Origin of the sequence: Clostridium sp., assembly GCF_018372875.1 — a bacterium.
Lineage (GTDB): Bacteria > Bacillota > Clostridia > Clostridiales > Clostridiaceae > Clostridium.
Map to the genome: position 1 here is coordinate 31,484 of NZ_JAHAIF010000006.1, position 19,015 is coordinate 50,498.

Here is a 19,015-nt window from a genome sequence, read left to right on the forward strand (position 1 = left end):
GGTGGTTTATTAATTTTAATAATGAGTAAGAAGGTGAGTTACTATAGAGGTAATTCACCTTTTATATTAAAAATAGTTTTCTATGTCAAAAACATTAAGGTTATTTAAGAATGCATTTATTAATTTTGGTTAAAATTAAAAAAGGATTAAGTTGGCAATATAATTGACTTGAATTTATTAATAAGGTAATATAGCATAGGTAGAAACTTATACAAAAAGGGAGTGAAAAAATGAAAAATGTTATAAAAGAAGTACTTCCTGATAGTATCGCAGAAGAAGTTGGAATAGAAGTTAATGATGTGTTAATTTCTATAAATGATAATATTATTGATGATATAATAGATTACAGATTTCTTTCGGCTGATGAAGAGATAGTATTACAAATAGAAAAGTCTAACGGCGAAATTTGGGATATAGAGATAGAAAAAGAATATGGAGAAGAACTTGGAATTGAATTTGGCGGGGGAATAATGGATAAAGCTAAGAGTTGTAGTAATAAATGTATGTTCTGTTTTATTGACCAGTTGCCAAAAGGAATGAGGGATACTCTATACTTTAAAGATGATGATTCAAGACTATCTTTCTTACAAGGAAATTTTGTAACCTTAACAAATATGAAAGAAGAAGATATTGATAGAATTATTAGATATAGAATAAGCCCTATTAATATTTCTGTACATACAACTAATCCAGAGTTAAGAGTAAGGATGCTAAAAAATAGGTTTGCAGGAAATGTTTTAGAAAGAATGCAAAGGCTATCAGATGAAGGAATACAAATGCATGCACAAATAGTATGTATTCCAGATGTTAATGATGGAGAAGAGCTTAAAAAAACTATTAAGGATTTATATAAATTATATCCTCAGGTTAATAATGTAGCTGTTGTTCCTATAGGTATTACAAAATTTAGAGAAGGCCTTGAAAAAGTAAATACTTTTACAAAAGAAGGTTCAAAATATACAATAGATATGGTTAAAGAGCTTCAAAATAAATTTTATAATGAAGTTGGCGAGCCCTTTGTGAGACTTTCAGATGAATTTTACATTGTTGCAGGAGAAGAAATTCCAGATGCAGAATTTTATAATGGTTTTACCCAAATAGAAGATGGTGTTGGAGTTACTAGATGTTTTAGAGATGCAATAGAAAGTGATTTAGATATATTAGATCTAAATACAAGGGGAAGTTATACAATGATAACTGGCACTTTAGCTTATGATGAAGTGAAGAGTGCAGCAGAAAAAATAATGAAGAAGAATCCTAAAATACACATAGATGTATTTAAGATAATAAATAATTTCTTTGGAGATACTATTACTGTTAATGGATTATTAACAGGAGGAGATATTATTGAGCAATTAAAAGGAAAGATAAGAACACCTTATTTATTTATGGCAGATAATATGTTCAGACGTGGATATGAACTTGCACCTCAAGACAGTATTATGCTAGATGATTTAACTATAAATGATATAGAGAAGGCTTTAGATGTTAAAGTTATTGTTTGTGATTATACAGGGGAAGATCTTATATCATTAATAAACGAATATAACAAGGAGGAAATATAATGGGTAAACCAATAGTTGCTATAGTAGGAAGACCAAATGTAGGTAAGTCTACATTATTTAATAAATTAGCAGGAAAAAGAATATCAATAGTTCAAGATACACCGGGGGTAACAAGAGATAGAGTATATGCAGAAGCAGAATGGCTAAGCTATAATTTTACTATGATTGATACTGGAGGAATTGAGCCAGAAAGAGATGATATCATTGTAAAACAAATGAGAAGACAGGCAAATATTGCAATAGAAACAGCAGATGTTATAGTATTTATCGTTGATGGTAAAGAAGGAATAACTGCAGCTGATGAAGAAGTTGCAAACATGCTTAGAAAGAGTAAAAAGCCTGTTGTTTTAGTTGTTAATAAGGTTGATTCATTAAAAGAAGAAGAGAATGCTTGGGAATTCTATAATTTAGGAATAGGAGACCCTATAACAATATCAGCATCACAAGGTCTAGGTCTTGGAGATATGCTTGATAGAGTTGTAGAAAACTTTGATAAATTTGATAATGAAGAAGAGGAAGATGAATTCATTAGAATAGCAATGATAGGTAAGCCTAACGTTGGTAAATCTTCTTTAATAAATAAGCTTTTAGGAGAAGAGAGAGTAATTGTATCTAATGTTCCAGGTACTACAAGAGATGCCATAGATAGTACTTTAGAAACAGACTTAGGAAAGTTTATTCTTATAGATACAGCTGGTCTTAGAAGAAAGAGTAAAATAAAAGAAGAAATCGAAAGATATAGTGCTGTAAGAACACTTACTTCAATAGAAAGAGCTGATGTATGTATACTTATGATAGATGCAACAGAGGGGATTACAGAACAAGATGAAAAGATAATTGGTTTAGCTCATGAAATGAGAAAAGCTATAATGGTTATAGTTAATAAGTGGGATTTAGTAGAAAAAGATGATAAGACAATGGATAAGTTTAAAAAGGACTTACAACAAAATCTTAAGTTCTTATCTTATGCAGAATACTTATTTATTTCAGCTTTAACAGGTCAAAGAACACATAAGGTTTTAGAATTAGCTAAAAAGTGTTATGATAATTATAATAAGAGAATATCAACAGGTATATTAAATGACGTTATAAGTAAGGCTGTATTAATGAAAGAGCCACCTGTAGTAGCATTAAAGAGATTAAAGATATATTACGCTACTCAAGTAGCTACAAAGCCACCTAAGTTTGTATTCTTTGTTAACGACCTACAAGCAAGACATTTCTCTTATGAAAGATATTTAGAAAACCAAATTAGAGAAAGTTTTGATTTTAAGGGAACAGGTATAGAGATAGAATATAGAGAGAGGAAGGACAAGTAATGAGTAAAGTCGGTTTTATAGGAGGCGGAAGCTTTGGTACAGCTTTAGGTATCCTTTTGGCAAACAAAGGAAATGAAGTATCTATATATGATAGGGATCAAAGTGTTGTTGATGATATTAACATCAGCAGAAAAAATGATAGGTATATAAAAGATTTAAATATACCATCAAATTTAACTGCCTATAATAACTTAGATGATGCTATAGAAGGAATTGATTATTTAGTATTAGCTGTTCCTTCCCATATAATTAGAATTGTTGCAAGAAGTTTAAAAGGAAAGCTTAATGTTAATGTTCCTATAGTTTCAATAGCTAAAGGGATTGAAGAAGGAACCGATTTAAGACTTTCAGAGGTTATTAATGAAGAGCTACCTAATAAAGTTGTTGTGTTATCAGGACCTAGCCACGCGGAAGAAGTTGCACTTCAAATTCCAACAACTTTAGTTGTAACATCGAAAGATATGGACTGTGCAAAGGAAATTCAAGATTTATTTATGACATCTTACTTTAGAGTATATACAAATGATGATATTGTTGGCGTAGAAATTGGTGGTGCTGTTAAAAATATAATTGCACTAGCTGCTGGAGTAATTGATGGAATAGGATATGGAGATAATACAAAAGCTGCTTTAATGACTAGAGGTATGAAGGAGATTTCAAGAATAGGTGTAGCTCTTGGAGGGAAAGAAGATACCTTCTATGGACTAACTGGAATGGGAGATCTAATAGTAACTTGTACTTCTATGCATTCAAGAAATAGAAGAGCAGGTATTTTAATAGGAAAAGGTGAAACTCTAGATTCTGCCTTAAAGGAAGTTGGAATGGTAGTAGAAGGAGTTAAAGCTTGTAAGGCTTTTTATGAATTAAAAGAGAAAATGAATATTTCAATGCCTATTACAGATTCTTTGTATAAAGTTCTATTCCAAGGGAAAAGTGCAGAAGAAGGCGTTAAAGAACTTATGGAACGTAATAAAAAGAATGAAAGATGGTAAAGGATAAAGACCACGGGTACTCCGTGGTCTTTTATTTGATATCAAATAATTTTTGTTTCATGACATCGTAATAGCTTACATCTTCATGTGGCTTCAATGAAAAGAAGTCAACGTTAAATTTTTTAAATGTTTTACTAATATCTTTGATTGAATCTGCTAAAAGAATAGCTTTTTTCATTTTTTTACTTCCATCCAATACTTTTAGTAAATCTCTATCTTTTATTCCGTCAATAGGATATACAATTAAAATTTCCGTATCCTTTGGTGGAGTTTTCACAAAAGACTTTTCAAATATATAGAAAGAAATTTTGTGAACACCTACAGAATAATTCATATTTAGCTTAATTCCATCTTTTGCTGTAGGGAATATTTCTTTAAAGAATTTTTCTGAAGGAGAAACAATTGCTATGTTAAGTGGGGTAGTAAATTCTTTCACTAATATATTTAAGGTAAGCTTGGACATACCTTCAGTGTTATTAGTATCGATTATAAGACATCTTTTAGTTATACCCTTAAGAAAGTTAATTAATCTTTTTATGATTTCTCTCTTCTCCATATTAATCCCTCTTTTATCAATTACTGTAAATGTTATCTTAATAATAGTTTAACACATAATATGCATAGATTCTATAATTATAGGAAAAAATAGTTTAATTTCATATGGTATTTACTAAAGGTATGAAACATATCATATATAGAAAAATAGATATATTATTTGAGGTTAAATATAAAAGGTAGTATATCTTTTATAAATCAAGAATATATATATATTGTTAAAAAATAATATAGGAGGTCGTAACTTGGACAGCTTCAATATATACAAAGATATAGCTGAAAGAACCCAAGGGGACATATATGTAGGAGTTGTTGGGCCTGTAAGGACTGGAAAATCAACTTTTATAAAGAAGTTTATGGACCTTATGGTAATACCAAAGATTGATAATAACTATAAAAAAGAAAGAGCTAAGGATGAGCTGCCACAAAGTGGGTCAGGAAAGAGTATTCATACAACTGAGCCTAAATTCGTTCCTAACGAAGCTGTTGAGATAAGTCTTGACGATGAATTAGTATTTAAAGTGCGTATGGTAGACTGTGTTGGATATATCGTAAAAGGCGCATTGGGTTATCTTGATGGTGAGGAAGCAAAAATGGTTCATACTCCATGGTATGAGTATGAAATTCCTTTTGAGGATGCAGCAGAAATAGGAACAAGAAAGGTTATTACAGATCATTCAACAATAGGAATAGTGGTAACTACAGATGGTAGTATAACTGGAATAACTAGAGAGGAATATGTAGAGGCAGAAGAAAGAGTAATATCTGAACTTCAATCTATAAATAAGCCGTTTATAATGGTTTTAAATAGTGCGAAGCCAAATGCCCCTGAAACAAAAGCTCTAAAAAAGGAACTTGAAGAAAAGTATAATGTAACTGTACAAATTCTTGATGTTTATAATATGGGGGAAGGGGATATAGAGGATATATTTAAGTCTGTGCTTACAGAATTCCCAGTAAGAGAAATAAATATTGATATGCCAGAGTGGTTAGAAAGACTTGAACCTTCTCATTGGCTAAAGAAAGATTTCTTAAACATAGTTAAGGATATGAGTATCAACATATCAAAGGTAAAAGATATTAAGGTTTCTTTAGATTCCTTTAAAGAAGAAGAGAATTTAGGTAGTTCTCAACTAATGGAAATAGACTTAGGAGTTGGAACTGGAAGAATTCTTATGAAGCCTAAGGATGGTATCTTTTATAAAGTACTTAGTGAAATTTGTGATTTAGATGTTTCTTCAGAGAGTGATTTATTGTCTTTAGTAAAGGAACTAAATGTAGCAAGGAAGGAATATGACAAAGTTAAGGATGCATTAATAGATGTAAAAGAAACTGGTTATGGATTAGTAGCACCTCAACTAAGTGAAATGAAGTTTGAAGAACCAGAAATAGTTAAGCAAGGTAATAAGTTTGGTGTTAAACTTAAAGCTAGTGCTCCATCATTACATCTTATCAAAGCAGACATTAAAACTGAAATCAGTCCTATAATGGGTTCTGAAAAAGAATCAGAAGAGTTAGTTAAGGCTATTTTAGATCAGTTTGAAAGTGACCCGACAAGTTTATGGCAAAGTAATATGTTTGGTAAGTCCTTAGAGGTATTAGTTAAGGAAGGATTACAAAATAAGTTATATAAGATGCCAGAAGACGTACAGGTAAAAATCCAGAAAACACTTCAAAAGATTATTAATGAAGGTAATGGTGGATTAATCTGCATAATTCTATAAGAAAAAACTCCTGATAATTCAGGAGTTTTCTTTTATTTAACCTTAAAGATCCATCCTTTTGGTCCTTCAACATCACCAAATTGAATTCCAACAAGAAGATCGTATAATTTTCTTGTTAATGGACCAACTTCTGTTTCGCTATGGAAAACATGAAGTTTACCTTTATATTCAATTCCACCAATTGGGGTAATAACAGCAGCAGTTCCACATGCCCCTGCTTCCTTAAATTTATCAATTTCATCAATATAAACATTGCCTTCAATTACTTCTAGATGAAGATAATCTTTTGCAAGCTCCAATAGTGAATACTTTGTTATACTTGGTAATATTGATGATGAGTTTGGAGTTATAAATTTATTATCATGGGTAATTCCAAAAAAGTTAGCAGCTCCAACTTCTTCAATTTTTGTATGAGTAGCTGGATCAAGATATATACAGTCTGCAAAACCTCTTTCTGCTGCTATTTTATGTGGTTCCATAGATGCAGCATAATTTCCACCTACTTTTTGTTGTCCAGTTCCATATGGAGCAGCTCTATCAAAGTCTGAAATCATGAAGTTAACTGGAGCAAGCCCTCCCTTGAAATAAGCTCCTACAGGAACGCAAAATACTGAAAAGATATATTCCGGAGCAGGTTTTACACCAATATTGTCACCAACACCAATCATAAATGGTCTTAAGTAAAGGGTACCTCCGGAACCATATGGTGGAACAAATCTTTCATTTGCTTTAACTACTTGCATACATGCATCTATAAATTTTTCTTCAGGTATTTCAGGCATTAAAAGTTTTCTACAAGAGTCATTCATTCTAGCAGCATTTCTATTTACTCTAAATAGTTGAATGCTACCATCTTTTGTTCTATATGCTTTTAGCCCCTCAAAGCATTGTTGTCCATAATGTAAAGCTGTTGATGCCTCGCTTATCCTAAGCATATTATCTTCTGTAAGCTTGCCATCATCCCAGTTACCATCTTTCCAAACAGATATGTAACGGAAATCTGTTTTAATATAATTGAAACCAAGTTCGTCCCAATTTATTTCTTTTGTTGTATCCATAAATATAGCCCTCCTAATTATTTTAATAATAATTATATTTTATCACTATTTTTAAATAGGTAAATAAAAAGTGTAATCTTATTTGAATTGTGCAGAATAAAATATACTATAAAGCGTAAATAGAATACAAAAAAGGCGTGGTGAGTAATGTATGAGAAGTTATTATAAAGCTTATAAAAAAGTAGGGGAAATTAAGACTTCTTTAGCAGAAAAATTAGGGGTTATGTGTTACGGATATGTATATATCTCACCAGGTGTAATTAGGCATATAATAAGACGCCATAATAAGCAGTTAAGTAGAAATGTAAAGGATAATCTTATAAATGTAATAGAAAGTATTTTAAAAGATCCAGATTATATAGGAACGAAGATAAAAGAAAATAACAGGATAACAATAGAGTTTGTAAAAAAGGTAGATAGTATTTTGTTATTGGGAATGGAAGTAGATAAAGATGAAGGGTATATTTATGTTTCTACTTTATATCCAATCACAAAAAGTAAAATAGATAATAAGATATATGGTGGGAGATTATTAAGTTGTAGTATAGAGTAACTATATACTTGAAAGATTATTTTCTAAGAATTATAATATAGAAATTGAATAGTTATTTTTGAGGTGAGAAATGGCTCCTCACACGCTAAATTTAGTAAATAGAGATGCAGGATACGCCGACCTGCCAAAAACTATATGACTTTTGGATATTACCAAAAGTTATTTTTTTAGAAAAATATGGAGGTTTGACATGAAGAAAATAGCAGTGGTTTTTAATGGTGGAACAATATCTATGAAAGTAGATGAGAGGATTAAGGCAGCAGTACCTTCATTAACTGGTGAAGAAATAATGACTATGGTAACAGGTATAGAAGATTATGCAGAAATAGAAAGTTATAACTTTTCTAGTCTTCCATCTCCTCATATGACACCTAATCTTATGTTTGAATTATCAAGATTTGTTAATAAGTTATTAGAAAGAGATGATATAGACGGAGTTGTAATAACTCATGGAACAGATACATTAGAAGAAACAGCGTATATGTTAGATTTAACTTTAGATAGTAGTAAGCCTGTGGTTATAACAGGAGCCATGAGAAGTAGCTCAGAGTTAGGTTATGATGGCCCATTTAATTTAGCTACATCAATATGTACGGCTGCATCAGAAAAGGCTATTGGAAGAGGAGTGCTAGTGTGTTTTAATGGAGAGCTAAATAGTGCAAGAGAAGTAACGAAAGCAAACTCTATGGCTCTTAATGCTTTTAGAACACCTAATTTTGGTCCTATAGGTATAGTGGATAATGATAATGTAATATTTTATAGAAAGTGTAAAAAGGGACAGCATGTAAAAATAGATAATATTAAAGGGGATGTAGCACTAATAAAGTGTGTATCAGGTTCAGATTATTCTTTCATTGATTTTGCTATAGAGAAAGGTTACATAGGAATAGTTATTGAAGCTTTAGGGAGAGGTAATATTCCTCCTCAAATGGTTCCTGGAGTTGAAAGAGCTATAAAGAGAAATATTCCTGTTGTAATTGTATCAAGGTGTTTTGAAGGGAGAGTTTTTGATTCGTATGGATATGAAGGTGGGGGAAAAGATTTAAGAAATAAGGGGGCTATATTTGGAGATACCATGCAAGGGCAAAAAGCTAGAATTAAGTTGATGGTAGCTTTAAGTTATACTAATGAATACAGTGCTATAAAAGAGTTTATGGAAGATGGATTATATAACAATGAATTATAAACAATAAAATGAATCGAATATTCGCAAATATATATATAAAATTTATACGTTTCTATTGACAGTTATTACTTGTACATTGTACAATAATATTCGTAAAGCGAATAACTCATATAATGTGTCAATAAGGGTCACAGTTTCTACCAGGTACCGTAAATATCTGACTATGAGTGGACTGAATGTATAGTATTAAATTTTAAAAGGTCTCTATGAGTTGTTGCTTTTCTTTAGCTCATAAGGACCTTTTTATTATTTAGGAGGAGAAAAATGCAAGAAGTTAAACAAAAAAGAAGATTATTAGAAATCTTTACAAACGAAAATGTTGATTTCAAAAGAGAAATCATGGCAGGTATTACTACATTCTTAACTATGGCTTATATCATAGCTGTAAATCCTAATATTTTAAGTGCTGCAGGAATGGATGCAGGAGCTTTAGTTACAGCTACTTGTTTAGCTGCAGGTTTATCTACAATTTTAATGGGTGTTTTCGCTAATTTACCATTTGCATTAGCATCTGGTATGGGATTAAATGCATATTTTGCGTTTACAGTAGTAGGACAAGATAAAATTCCTTGGGAAATAGCTTTAACAGCAGTATTTGTAGAAGGTATCATATTTATTCTTTTATCATTATTTAAAGTACGTGAAGCTGTTGTAAATGCAATTCCTAAAAACATGAAATATGCAGTTACTGCAGGTATTGGTTTATTTATAGCATTTATTGGATTACAAGGTTCTGGAATTGTTGTTAATAATGATAGCACATTAGTTGCACTTGGTAGATTTACATCACCTACATTTTTAATTGCTTTATTAGGACTATTAATTATTGCGATACTTGATAAAAAAGGTGTTAAAGGATCAATTCTTATTGGTATATTAGTATCAACTTTAGTAGCTTGGGGATATGCAAAGTTTGATCCTGCTTATGCAGCATCACTTGGTATTTATCTTCCAGAAGGGATTTTTAAATTCGAAAGTATAGCACCTATAGCTGGTAAGATTGATTTTGGATATATGTTACATCCAACAACAATTGGTAGTTTCTTTGTTGTAGTTTGTACATTCTTATTTGTAGATTTCTTTGATACAGTTGGTACATTAGTTGGTGTTTGCTCAAGAGCTAATATGTTAGATGAGAATGGAAATGTTCCTAATGCTGGTAAAGCATTATTGGTTGATGCTATTGGTACAACAGCTGGGGCTTGTCTAGGAGTATCTACAGTTACAACTTATGTTGAAAGTTCAACAGGTGTAGCTGCAGGTGGTAGAACAGGATGGACTGCAATAACAACAGGTGTTCTATTCTTATTAGCAATGTTCTTCTCTCCAATATTTATAGCAATTCCTTCATGTGCAACTGCACCAGCATTAATTTATGTTGGATATTTAATGTTAGGATCAGTTAAGAATATAGATTTTGATGATTTAACAGAAGGTGTACCAGCATTTATTACAATTGCTATGATGCCTCTTGCATATAGCATTGGTGATGGTTTGACATTTGGTGTAATTGCTTATGTAGCAATTAATTTAATATACAATGCATTCTTTGTTAAAGAAGATAAGAAGAAAGTATCTTGGGTAATGATAATACTTGCGTTCTTATTCTTATTGAAATTAATATTTATCTAATATTTATAGTAATTAAGTGGTTATATCCTTTGTGGGTATAACCACTTTTTTTATGCCTAGGAAAGTATAAAGTTTCAATTAGCTATAAATCAAAGGTATTATTACATTTTTATATTAAAAAATATAAAATGAAGGATAGTAATTTTATAATTTCCTTACCTTAAGTAAGAAGGGAATAGAGATTTATTTTTCTGTGACTTGGAGCTTGCGACAGAACAAGCAAAATAAATATCCACCCCACCTTTTTTATCTAAAATTAAATGGACAAGAGAAAAAAATGTGGTTAGAGTAGTAAGGTTAAAGAATTTGCTCTGGAAATTTCTTGATATGGATATTCCAAATCAAATTCTTTAAACTTTATTGCTTATAAATAGATGTTTAAATATTGTTTTAAAGAAATAAATATATAAATATATAAATATTTAGTTATAATAGGGCTTTATAGATTTTATTTAGAAAAAAGAAGCTGATAAAATGTTTTTTGCTCCTTAGTAAATTATAATTGGAATTAAATTGTAGTTAGCTTCAACGGTTTTATATTTATAAAGTTTGTTTGCTTCTTAAAGAAGCATTAGAAGTTTTAATGAGAAGGTTCTATTTACCAAATTAAAATTTGAAATACTATTTGTGTTGGTGACAAAAAATAAAGAATCTACAGTTATATTATTAATTTTCTGTTTGAAGTTGGAGATCATATCATGAGGGTTATAATATAAAAGCTATTAAAAAATAAGTGGAGTAATATGAATGGATGTCATAAAGTTTAGAGGAGAAAAAATAAATGTAAACAGTTTGTTAACGAAGTGTTGACTGGTAAGAAAAAATAAATTAATATGAGTCTATAATAAGGGAGAGGGAAGTGAACAATTATGGCTAAAAGTATGACTAGCTTTGGAAGAGCTCAAAGCGAAGAGGGAAGAGAACACTTATTTTCTATAGAAATGAAAAGTGTGAATAACAGATATCTTGATGTTAATATAAGAATGCCTAAATTTATGGTTGCTTTAGAAGATGAAGTGAGAAAAATAATTAATAATTATCTAAATAGAGGTAAGGTAGATGTTTTTATAAACTTTAAAGGCTATAGTAAAAGTAATGCTCTTCCTAAAGTGAATATGGACCTTGCTAGGGGATATTATGAGTGCTTAAAAGAAATATCAGAAACTTTAGGAGTTGTTAACGATATAACAGCTACAAGATTATCAAGATTTCCAGATGTTTTAACTTTAGAAGCTGAAGAAGAAAATTTAGAAGAAATTTTAATGGAAATAAAACCTCTTGTTATATCATCGTTAGAAATGATGAATGATATGAGAGTAAGTGAGGGAGAAAAGTTAAAGGAAGATATTTTATGTAAGTTATCTTATATAGAAACAAATGTTAAGGAAATTGAAGAAATAGCAGAGAATGTTCCAGCAAATTACAAACGTAAATTGGAAGAAAGAATAAAAGAATTAACTAGTGGCATTAAATTAGACGAAGAAAGAATAGCTACAGAAGTAGCCATTTTTGCTGATAAAGCTGCTGTAGATGAAGAAATTACAAGACTTAATAGCCATATAAATCAAATGAGAAAAACACTAGAGTTAAATGAGCCAATAGGTAGAAAACTTGATTTTATAGTTCAAGAAATGAATAGAGAAACTAATACTATTGGATCGAAAGCTAATGATATGGGTATGACAAATATAGTCATTAACATAAAGAACTTATTAGAAAAAATAAGAGAACAAGTTCAAAATATTGAATAATAATTAGGAGGATTAGAACATGGGTATTAAATTAATTAATATTGGTTTTGGGAACATAGTTTCTGCAAATAGATTAGTGGCAATTGTTAGTCCTGAATCAGCACCAATAAAAAGAATTATTCAAGAAGCAAGAGATAGAGGAATGCTAATTGATGCAACATATGGAAGAAGAACAAGAGCAGTTATAATAACAGATTCAGATCATGTAATATTATCTGCTGTTCAACCAGAAACAGTAGCTCATAGATTATCTACAAAGGATGAAGTAGAAGACGAGGTTGAAGATTAATATGGCAAAAAACAAGGGAGTTTTAATAGTTATTTCTGGTCCATCAGGTGCAGGGAAGGGCACAATATGTAAGGCACTTTTAGAAAAACATAAAGATATACACCTTTCTGTTTCTGCTACAACAAGAGATCCAAGACAAGGTGAGGTTCATGGAGTTAACTACTACTTTTTAAATAAGGATGAGTTTTTGAAGAAAGTAGAAGAAGATGACTTTTTAGAGTGGGCTGAGGTATATGGTAATTGTTACGGTACACCTAAGTCAAATGTAAAAGAACTTTTAGACTCTGGAAAAGATGTAATTCTTGAAATAGATATACAAGGTGCATTAAAAGTAAAAGAAAATACAGAAGAAGGAGTATTTATATTTATACTTCCTCCTTCAATGGAAGAATTAAAACAAAGAATCATTAATAGAGGAAGTGAAACACCAGAATCTTTAATGAGAAGATTTAATTCAGCTTATCAAGAAATTAACTATATTTCTAAATATAATTATGCAGTAGTTAATGATACTGTAGAAAATGCGGTTAATAAGATTGAAAATATACTAACTGCAGAAAAGTGTAGAGTTGATAGAATACAAGGAACAATTTTGAATTTAGAGGAGGGCATAAGTCATGAGTAATTCAATGATTAATCCATCAGTAGTAGATTTATTAAAAAAGGTAGAGGATAGATATTCACTAGTAATAGTAACATCAAAAAGAGCTAGACAGTTAATAGACGGTTCTAAACAATTAGTAGATGTAGATTCTAAAAAGGCTTTAACTATTGCAATAAATGAAGTAAATGAAGGCGCAGTTGGATACGAGAGAGTAAAGGAATCAACTAAGTAATCATGGAAAATAAAAGGTGTGTTGTTTTAGGTGTAACTGGAGGAATTGCAGTATATAAGGCTTTGGATGTTATAAGTGCACTACGAAAAAAAGATGTAGATGTTAGAGTTATAATGACAAAGTCTGCTACTGAGTTTGTAACGCCTCTTACCTTTCAATCTATGAGCCAAAATATTGTTACAACAGATATGTTTGCAGAACCTAAGGCTTGGGAAATACAACATATTAGTTTAGCTAAAAGGGCTGATGTGTTTTTAGTAGCACCAGCTACAGCGAATATCATAGGAAAGGTTGCCAATGGTATTGCAGATGATATGCTTTCAACTACTATAATGGCAACAAGGGCTAAAGTAGTATTTGCACCAGCTATGAACACTAATATGTACACTAACCCTATAGTTCAAGAAAATATAACCAAACTTAAAAAGTTAGGGTATGAATTTATTGAACCAGCTAGTGGTAGGCTTGCATGCGGCGATGAGGGAAAAGGAAAGTTAGCACCTGCTTCAGATATAGTAGAAAAAGTTCTAAGTGAACTTTATGATAAGAAAGATTTAATAGGCAAAAAGGTTCTTGTAACAGCAGGACCAACTAGAGCTAATATAGATCCAGTTAGATTTATTTCAAATAGATCTACAGGTAAAATGGGATATGCAATAGCTGAAGAGGCAAGAGATAGAGGGGCAGAAGTGGTTCTTGTTTCAGGACCTACAAATGAAGCTGCACCATATGGGATAAATGTAATTGAAATTAACACCAATGAAGAAATGAGAAATGAGGTTTTAAAGCATTTTGAAACTTCTGATATTGTTATTAAGTCAGCAGCAGTTGCTGATTATAAAGCTAAAGAGTACAGTGAGAACAAAATTAAAAAGGGAAGTGGCGATCTTGAAATAATTCTTACTAGAGATAATGATATTTTGAAGGAATTAGGAGAGAAAAAGTCAGGACAAATTTTAGTTGGGTTTGCAGCTGAAAGTCAAAATGTTGTTGAAAATGCTAAAGGTAAGCTTATTAAAAAGAATTTAGATTATATTGTAGCAAATGATATTACATCAAAAGATAGTGGATTTGCTTCAAATGATAATAGAGTAACTATCGTTACAAGAGAAGGACAAGAGCTTTCCCTAGAGAAAATGAGTAAAAGGGAAGTGGCTAGAAATTTATTTGACATTATAGGAGGAAAGCGCTAAAATGCGCTTTTTCTCATATTATACATCTAAAAGGAGTGAGGGTAATTGTTTGAATTATATGCTGAAGTTATAATAAATAGTGATGCAATAGAAATTGATAGACCCTTCACTTATAAAGTTAAGGAAGAATTACTTGATATTATAGAGGTAGGACATAGGGTAAAGGTTCCTTTTGGAGTTAAAAATAAACCTACTGAAGCATTTGTTCTAGGTTTGAAGTGCGAAGGGATAGAAAATGTTAAAAAAATAAAATATATTTCTTCAATACTTGATGATATTCCTATTTTAACAAGAGATGATTTAAAGTTAATTGATTTCTTACGAGAAAACTATCTTTGCAAATACATAGATGCAATAAGAACAATAATTCCTTCTGGATTGTCAAAAGGAATTAAAAATAAGAAAAAAACAGTAATTGTTTTTAATAAAGAACTAGATGGAAAGTTTAAAGACAAAGATAATTATGTGAAAATAGTTAATTTAATAAAAGAAAAGGATGGGGAATTAACTAAAAGTGAAATAATTAATGATTATTCTTTATCGTCATATTCATTAAATAAATTAATAGAAAATGGTTATTTATTAACAGAAGACAGAGTTGTATACAGATATAATACTAGAAGTTATATGGAAGAAAGTAAAAATGTTCTAAATGATGAACAAAGAAGTGCCTTTAATAAGATACTTAATTCGGATAAAAAAGGATTTCTTTTAAAAGGGGTTACAGGCTCAGGAAAAACTGAAGTTTACATGAATTTAGTGGGTGAAACCTTAAAAGAAGGAAAATCCGCAATAGTTCTTGTTCCAGAAATATCATTAACACCTCAAATGATAGAAAGGTTTAAGGGTAGATTTGGTAAGAATGTTGCATTATTTCATAGTAAATTATCTCAAGGTGAAAGGTTTGATGAATGGTATAGAATAAAAAGAGGAGAGGCAAGACTTGTAGTAGGTGCAAGGAGTGCAATATTCTTACCTTTAGATAATCCAGGAATAATAATTATTGATGAAGAGCATGAAAACACATATAAATCTGAACAAAATCCCAAGTATTCAACTAAAGAAGTAGCGAAATTTCTTAGTGAAATAAAAGGGTGTAAATATATTTTAGGATCAGCCACTCCATCTATTGAAACATACTATGAGGCTTTAAATGGAAAGTTGGAGTTAGTAGAAATAAAAAATAGAGTAAGCAATAGACCACTTCCACAAATGGAAATTGTGGATATGAGAGAAGAATTAAAATCTAGAAATTTATCCTTATTAAGTAGAAGTCTATATAATGAGATGAAAGATGCTTTAGAAAGGAAAGAACAGATAATTTTATTCCTTAACAGAAGAGGGTTTTCAAGCTTTGTTTCATGTAGAAGTTGTGGTTATGTTTTTAAATGCCCAGAATGTGATTTATCAATGACTTATCATAAAAATGGATATTTGATATGTCATTATTGCGGTAGAGCACAGAGGGAACAAAAGGTGTGCCCAGAGTGTGGTAGTAAGTATGTTAAGTTTTTTGGGGCAGGAACTCAAAGAGTGGAAGAAGAGGTAAAAAAGTATTTTCCTAAAGCTAGAGTAATGAGGATGGATGTTGATACAACAAGAAATAAGGATTCTCATGAAAATATATACAATGCTTTTAAATGTGGAGAAGGAGATATTCTTATTGGTACACAAATGATATCAAAGGGGCTAGATTTTAAGAATGTAACATTAGTAGGGGTATTGGCTGCTGATATATCGCTAAATATTCCTGATTATAGGTCTTCAGAGCGTACTTATCAAATAATAACGCAAGTGGCTGGTCGTGCTGGTAGAGGAGAAAAGAAAGGTAAAGTAGTTATACAAACCTATACTCCAAATAACTTAAGCCTTCAATATGCCATAGAAAACAATTATAATGATCTCTATAATGAAGAGATAAAGGTTAGAAAAATAATGAATTATCCCCCTTTCAGTACTATCTTTTTAATAAATGCTATTAGTAAAGATGAAGTAAAATTAAAAGAATTTATGAATAAGGTAGGAGAAAGTTTGAGAAAACTACTAGATAGTAGGGAAGATATTCAAATATTAGGACCTGTACCATGTATAATAACCAAGTTGAAGGATAACTATAGATGGCAAATCATTATTAAAGGGAACTTAGATAATAAATTAAAGTTAAAAATAAAAGATATACTTTATGAATTGAATAAGAGTGTATATAATGAAATAAGAATTAGTATGGATATTAATCCAAATAATATGACTTAGGAGGATGGAAAATGGCAATTAGAAATATAAGAACTAAAGGCGATGAAGTTTTAAGAAAGAAGTGTAGAAATGTTGATGTTATAAATGAGCGTACTTTAACATTAATAGAGGATATGATAGATACTATGTATGATGCAGATGGAGTTGGTCTTGCTGCACCGCAAGTAGGGATTTTAAAGAGAATTTTCGTAATAGATGTATATGATGATTATGGGCCAAGAGTATTTATAAATCCTGAAATACTAGAGGTAGGAGGATGCCAAATAGGTGAAGAAGGATGTTTAAGTGTACCTGGAGTTTCTGAAGAGGTTGAAAGACCTAACTATGTAAAAGTAAAGGCTTTAAATGAAAAAGGTGAAGAATTTATTTTAGAAGCAGAAGAATTATTAGCAAGAGCAATATGTCACGAAAATGATCACTTAAATGGAGTGTTATTTGTAGACCATTTAAAGTAGAAACTGGAGGATAACTTATGAAGATAGTTTTTATGGGAACACCTGATTTTGCTGTTCCTTCATTAAAGAAGCTAATTGAAAAATATGATGTTTGTGCAGTATTTACACAGCCAGATAGACCAAAAGGAAGAGGTAAAAAAGTAGCTTTTTCACCAGTTAAGGAAGTTGCATTAGAAAATAATATAGATGTGTATCAACCTATAAAGCTTAAGGATGATAGAGAGATGATAGAAAAATTAAAATCTATTAATCCTGACTTTATAATAGTTGTTGCTTTTGGTCAAATATTAACAAAAGAAGTGTTAGATATACCTAAGAATGGATGCATTAACCTACATGGATCTTTATTACCAATGTATAGAGGTGCTGCACCTATAAATTGGGCAATAATTAAAGGTGAAAAGAAGTCTGGAAATACAACTATGCTTATGGATGTTGGCTTAGATACTGGAGATATGCTATTAAAGGATGAAGTAGAAATACCAGAGAATATGACTGCTGGTGAACTATATGATATACTTAAAGATAGAGGAGCAGACCTTTTAGTTAATACTATTGAAGGGATTAAAAATAATACTATAATTCCAGAAAAGCAAAGCGATGAAACATTCTATGCAAAAATGCTCAATAAAGAGATAGCAGAGATAAATTGGAATGATAGTGCTAAAAATATTCATAATATTATAAGAGGGCTAAATCCGTGGCCAATAGCTTTCACAAACTTTAAGGGTGAAAGAATGAAAATTTATGAAAGTAATCCATTAAACGAAGAAAGTAAAGAAGAGCCAGGCACAATTATTAGTGCAACAAAGGAAGGTATGAAGGTTTCTTGTGGAAGTGATGTTTTATTAGTAAAAAAGATTCAGCTTCCAAATGGAAAGCCTTTAACCATAGAACAATATATAAATGGGCATAAGATTGAGAAAAAAGAAAAATTAGGATAGAGGAGTGGTTAAAGATGCCTTATGGATATTACCTTGACCCTACATTCTTAATATTAATACCAGCAGTTATTTTAAGCTTTATAGCTCAAATGATGGTGAATTCAGCGTTTAATAAGTATAAAAGGGTTAGAAGCTTAAATGGATATACTGGTGAACAAGTAGCAAGAATGATGTTAAATGAAGCAGGACTTCAAGGAATTTCAATTGAAAGATGCGAAAGAAGCTTAGGAGATCATTATGATCCTAGGAGTGGTGTAATAAGACTATCACCAGAGGTATATAATGGGTCAACTATTGCAGCAGCAGGAATTGCAGCACATGAAGTAGGTCATGCAATACAATACCAGCAAGAATATAGTCCGCTTATTATAAGAAATGCAATAGTACCAGCAGTGAATTTTAGTAGTTCTTTTTCATGGGTATTATTTTTTGCAGGTATATTCTTTTCATTTGAACCATTAGTGACAATAGGAATATTCTTATTCTCAGCAACAGTGATTTTTCAACTAATTACTTTGCCAGTAGAATTTAATGCATCTAGTAGAGCCCTTGGAATTTTAAACAGTAGAGGAATATTATATGGGGATGAGGTTGATGGTGCAAAAAAGGTATTAAGAGCAGCAGCGTTGACTTATGTGGCAGCAGCATTAATGGCAGTATTACAATTAGTACGTTTAATTTTAATAAGTAGAAGAGATGATTAAAGAGGT

The 19,015-nt window shown here is 30.8% G+C and carries 18 protein-coding genes and 1 riboswitch; of the genes, 16 read left to right on the forward strand and 2 right to left on the reverse strand.

The window, feature by feature from the left end:
* Nucleotides 1-230 precede the first annotated feature (230 nt).
* The 3 genes from KIB46_RS03460 to KIB46_RS03470 are packed head-to-tail and all read left to right on the forward strand — an operon-like array spanning nucleotide 231 to nucleotide 3,876.
* Nucleotides 231-1,565 carry a DUF512 domain-containing protein gene (locus KIB46_RS03460; RefSeq protein ID WP_156558796.1) on the forward strand — a complete coding sequence of 445 codons (1,335 nt, stop codon included), beginning with the start codon at nucleotides 231-233 and terminating at the stop codon, nucleotides 1,563-1,565.
* Nucleotides 1,565-2,884 (forward strand): ribosome biogenesis GTPase Der, encoded by a 1,320-nt coding sequence (gene der, locus KIB46_RS03465; protein ID WP_156558797.1) that lies wholly within the window; start codon nucleotides 1,565-1,567, stop codon nucleotides 2,882-2,884. Before KIB46_RS03460 ends, der begins: the two co-directional genes overlap by 1 nt.
* The gene (locus KIB46_RS03470) at nucleotides 2,884-3,876 is read left to right on the forward strand and encodes an NAD(P)H-dependent glycerol-3-phosphate dehydrogenase (protein WP_156558798.1); all 993 of its coding nucleotides are present in this window, start codon (nucleotides 2,884-2,886) and stop codon (nucleotides 3,874-3,876) included. Before der ends, KIB46_RS03470 begins: the two co-directional genes overlap by 1 nt.
* A gap of 31 nt (nucleotides 3,877-3,907) precedes the next feature.
* Here the strand turns inward: KIB46_RS03470 and KIB46_RS03475 are convergent, their stop codons facing one another.
* Nucleotides 3,908-4,432, reverse strand: a complete 525-nt coding sequence (locus KIB46_RS03475; RefSeq protein ID WP_156558799.1) for a hypothetical protein — start codon at nucleotides 4,430-4,432, stop codon at nucleotides 3,908-3,910.
* A 244-nt stretch (nucleotides 4,433-4,676) separates the two neighbouring features.
* Between KIB46_RS03475 and spoIVA the strand changes: the two genes are divergently transcribed.
* Complete coding sequence (gene spoIVA / locus KIB46_RS03480) at nucleotides 4,677-6,155, forward strand: stage IV sporulation protein A (RefSeq protein ID WP_156558800.1); 1,479 nt, start codon at nucleotides 4,677-4,679, stop codon at nucleotides 6,153-6,155.
* A 32-nt stretch (nucleotides 6,156-6,187) separates the two neighbouring features.
* Here spoIVA and KIB46_RS03485 read toward each other — a convergent pair whose 3' ends face one another.
* Nucleotides 6,188-7,213, reverse strand: coding sequence for a branched-chain amino acid aminotransferase (locus tag KIB46_RS03485; protein ID WP_291670882.1), 1,026 nt, complete (start codon nucleotides 7,211-7,213; stop codon nucleotides 6,188-6,190).
* Between the two features lie 151 nt (nucleotides 7,214-7,364).
* Between KIB46_RS03485 and KIB46_RS03490 the strand changes: the two genes are divergently transcribed.
* From KIB46_RS03490 to KIB46_RS03545, 12 genes are all read left to right on the forward strand, one after another.
* Nucleotides 7,365-7,766 (forward strand): PBECR2 nuclease fold domain-containing protein, encoded by a 402-nt coding sequence (locus KIB46_RS03490; protein WP_291670883.1) that lies wholly within the window; start codon nucleotides 7,365-7,367, stop codon nucleotides 7,764-7,766.
* Nucleotides 7,767-7,956: 190 nt separating this feature from the next.
* Nucleotides 7,957-8,952 carry an asparaginase gene (locus KIB46_RS03495; RefSeq protein ID WP_291670884.1) on the forward strand — a complete coding sequence of 332 codons (996 nt, stop codon included), beginning with the start codon at nucleotides 7,957-7,959 and terminating at the stop codon, nucleotides 8,950-8,952.
* Between the two features lie 86 nt (nucleotides 8,953-9,038).
* Nucleotides 9,039-9,136, forward strand: a riboswitch (purine riboswitch).
* Between the two features lie 80 nt (nucleotides 9,137-9,216).
* Complete coding sequence (locus KIB46_RS03500) at nucleotides 9,217-10,584, forward strand: NCS2 family permease (protein WP_156558804.1); 1,368 nt, start codon at nucleotides 9,217-9,219, stop codon at nucleotides 10,582-10,584.
* An 869-nt stretch (nucleotides 10,585-11,453) separates the two neighbouring features.
* Nucleotides 11,454-12,335 carry a YicC/YloC family endoribonuclease gene (locus KIB46_RS03505; protein WP_156558805.1) on the forward strand — a complete coding sequence of 294 codons (882 nt, stop codon included), beginning with the start codon at nucleotides 11,454-11,456 and terminating at the stop codon, nucleotides 12,333-12,335.
* Nucleotides 12,336-12,354: 19 nt separating this feature from the next.
* Nucleotides 12,355-12,624 carry an extracellular matrix/biofilm regulator RemA gene (remA, locus tag KIB46_RS03510; RefSeq protein WP_027097482.1) on the forward strand — a complete coding sequence of 90 codons (270 nt, stop codon included), beginning with the start codon at nucleotides 12,355-12,357 and terminating at the stop codon, nucleotides 12,622-12,624.
* A gap of 1 nt (nucleotide 12,625) precedes the next feature.
* Entirely contained in the window at nucleotides 12,626-13,249 is a 624-nt protein-coding gene (gene gmk / locus KIB46_RS03515) for a guanylate kinase (RefSeq protein WP_291670885.1), read from the forward strand.
* Complete coding sequence (gene rpoZ, locus KIB46_RS03520; RefSeq protein ID WP_156558807.1) at nucleotides 13,242-13,460, forward strand: DNA-directed RNA polymerase subunit omega; 219 nt, start codon at nucleotides 13,242-13,244, stop codon at nucleotides 13,458-13,460. Before gmk ends, rpoZ begins: the two co-directional genes overlap by 8 nt.
* Before the next feature lie 2 nt (nucleotides 13,461-13,462).
* The gene (gene coaBC, locus KIB46_RS03525) at nucleotides 13,463-14,653 is read left to right on the forward strand and encodes a bifunctional phosphopantothenoylcysteine decarboxylase/phosphopantothenate--cysteine ligase CoaBC (protein WP_291670886.1); all 1,191 of its coding nucleotides are present in this window, start codon (nucleotides 13,463-13,465) and stop codon (nucleotides 14,651-14,653) included.
* Nucleotides 14,654-14,698: 45 nt separating this feature from the next.
* Entirely contained in the window at nucleotides 14,699-16,906 is a 2,208-nt protein-coding gene (gene priA / locus KIB46_RS03530; RefSeq protein ID WP_291670887.1) for a primosomal protein N', read from the forward strand.
* An 11-nt stretch (nucleotides 16,907-16,917) separates the two neighbouring features.
* Entirely contained in the window at nucleotides 16,918-17,361 is a 444-nt protein-coding gene (gene def / locus KIB46_RS03535; RefSeq protein ID WP_156558810.1) for a peptide deformylase, read from the forward strand.
* Between the two features lie 17 nt (nucleotides 17,362-17,378).
* Nucleotides 17,379-18,305: a methionyl-tRNA formyltransferase gene (gene fmt / locus KIB46_RS03540; protein WP_156558811.1), complete on the forward strand. Its 927-nt coding sequence runs from the start codon at nucleotides 17,379-17,381 to the stop codon at nucleotides 18,303-18,305.
* A 14-nt stretch (nucleotides 18,306-18,319) separates the two neighbouring features.
* Complete coding sequence (locus tag KIB46_RS03545; RefSeq protein WP_156558812.1) at nucleotides 18,320-19,009, forward strand: zinc metallopeptidase; 690 nt, start codon at nucleotides 18,320-18,322, stop codon at nucleotides 19,007-19,009.
* Nucleotides 19,010-19,015 lie beyond the last annotated feature (6 nt).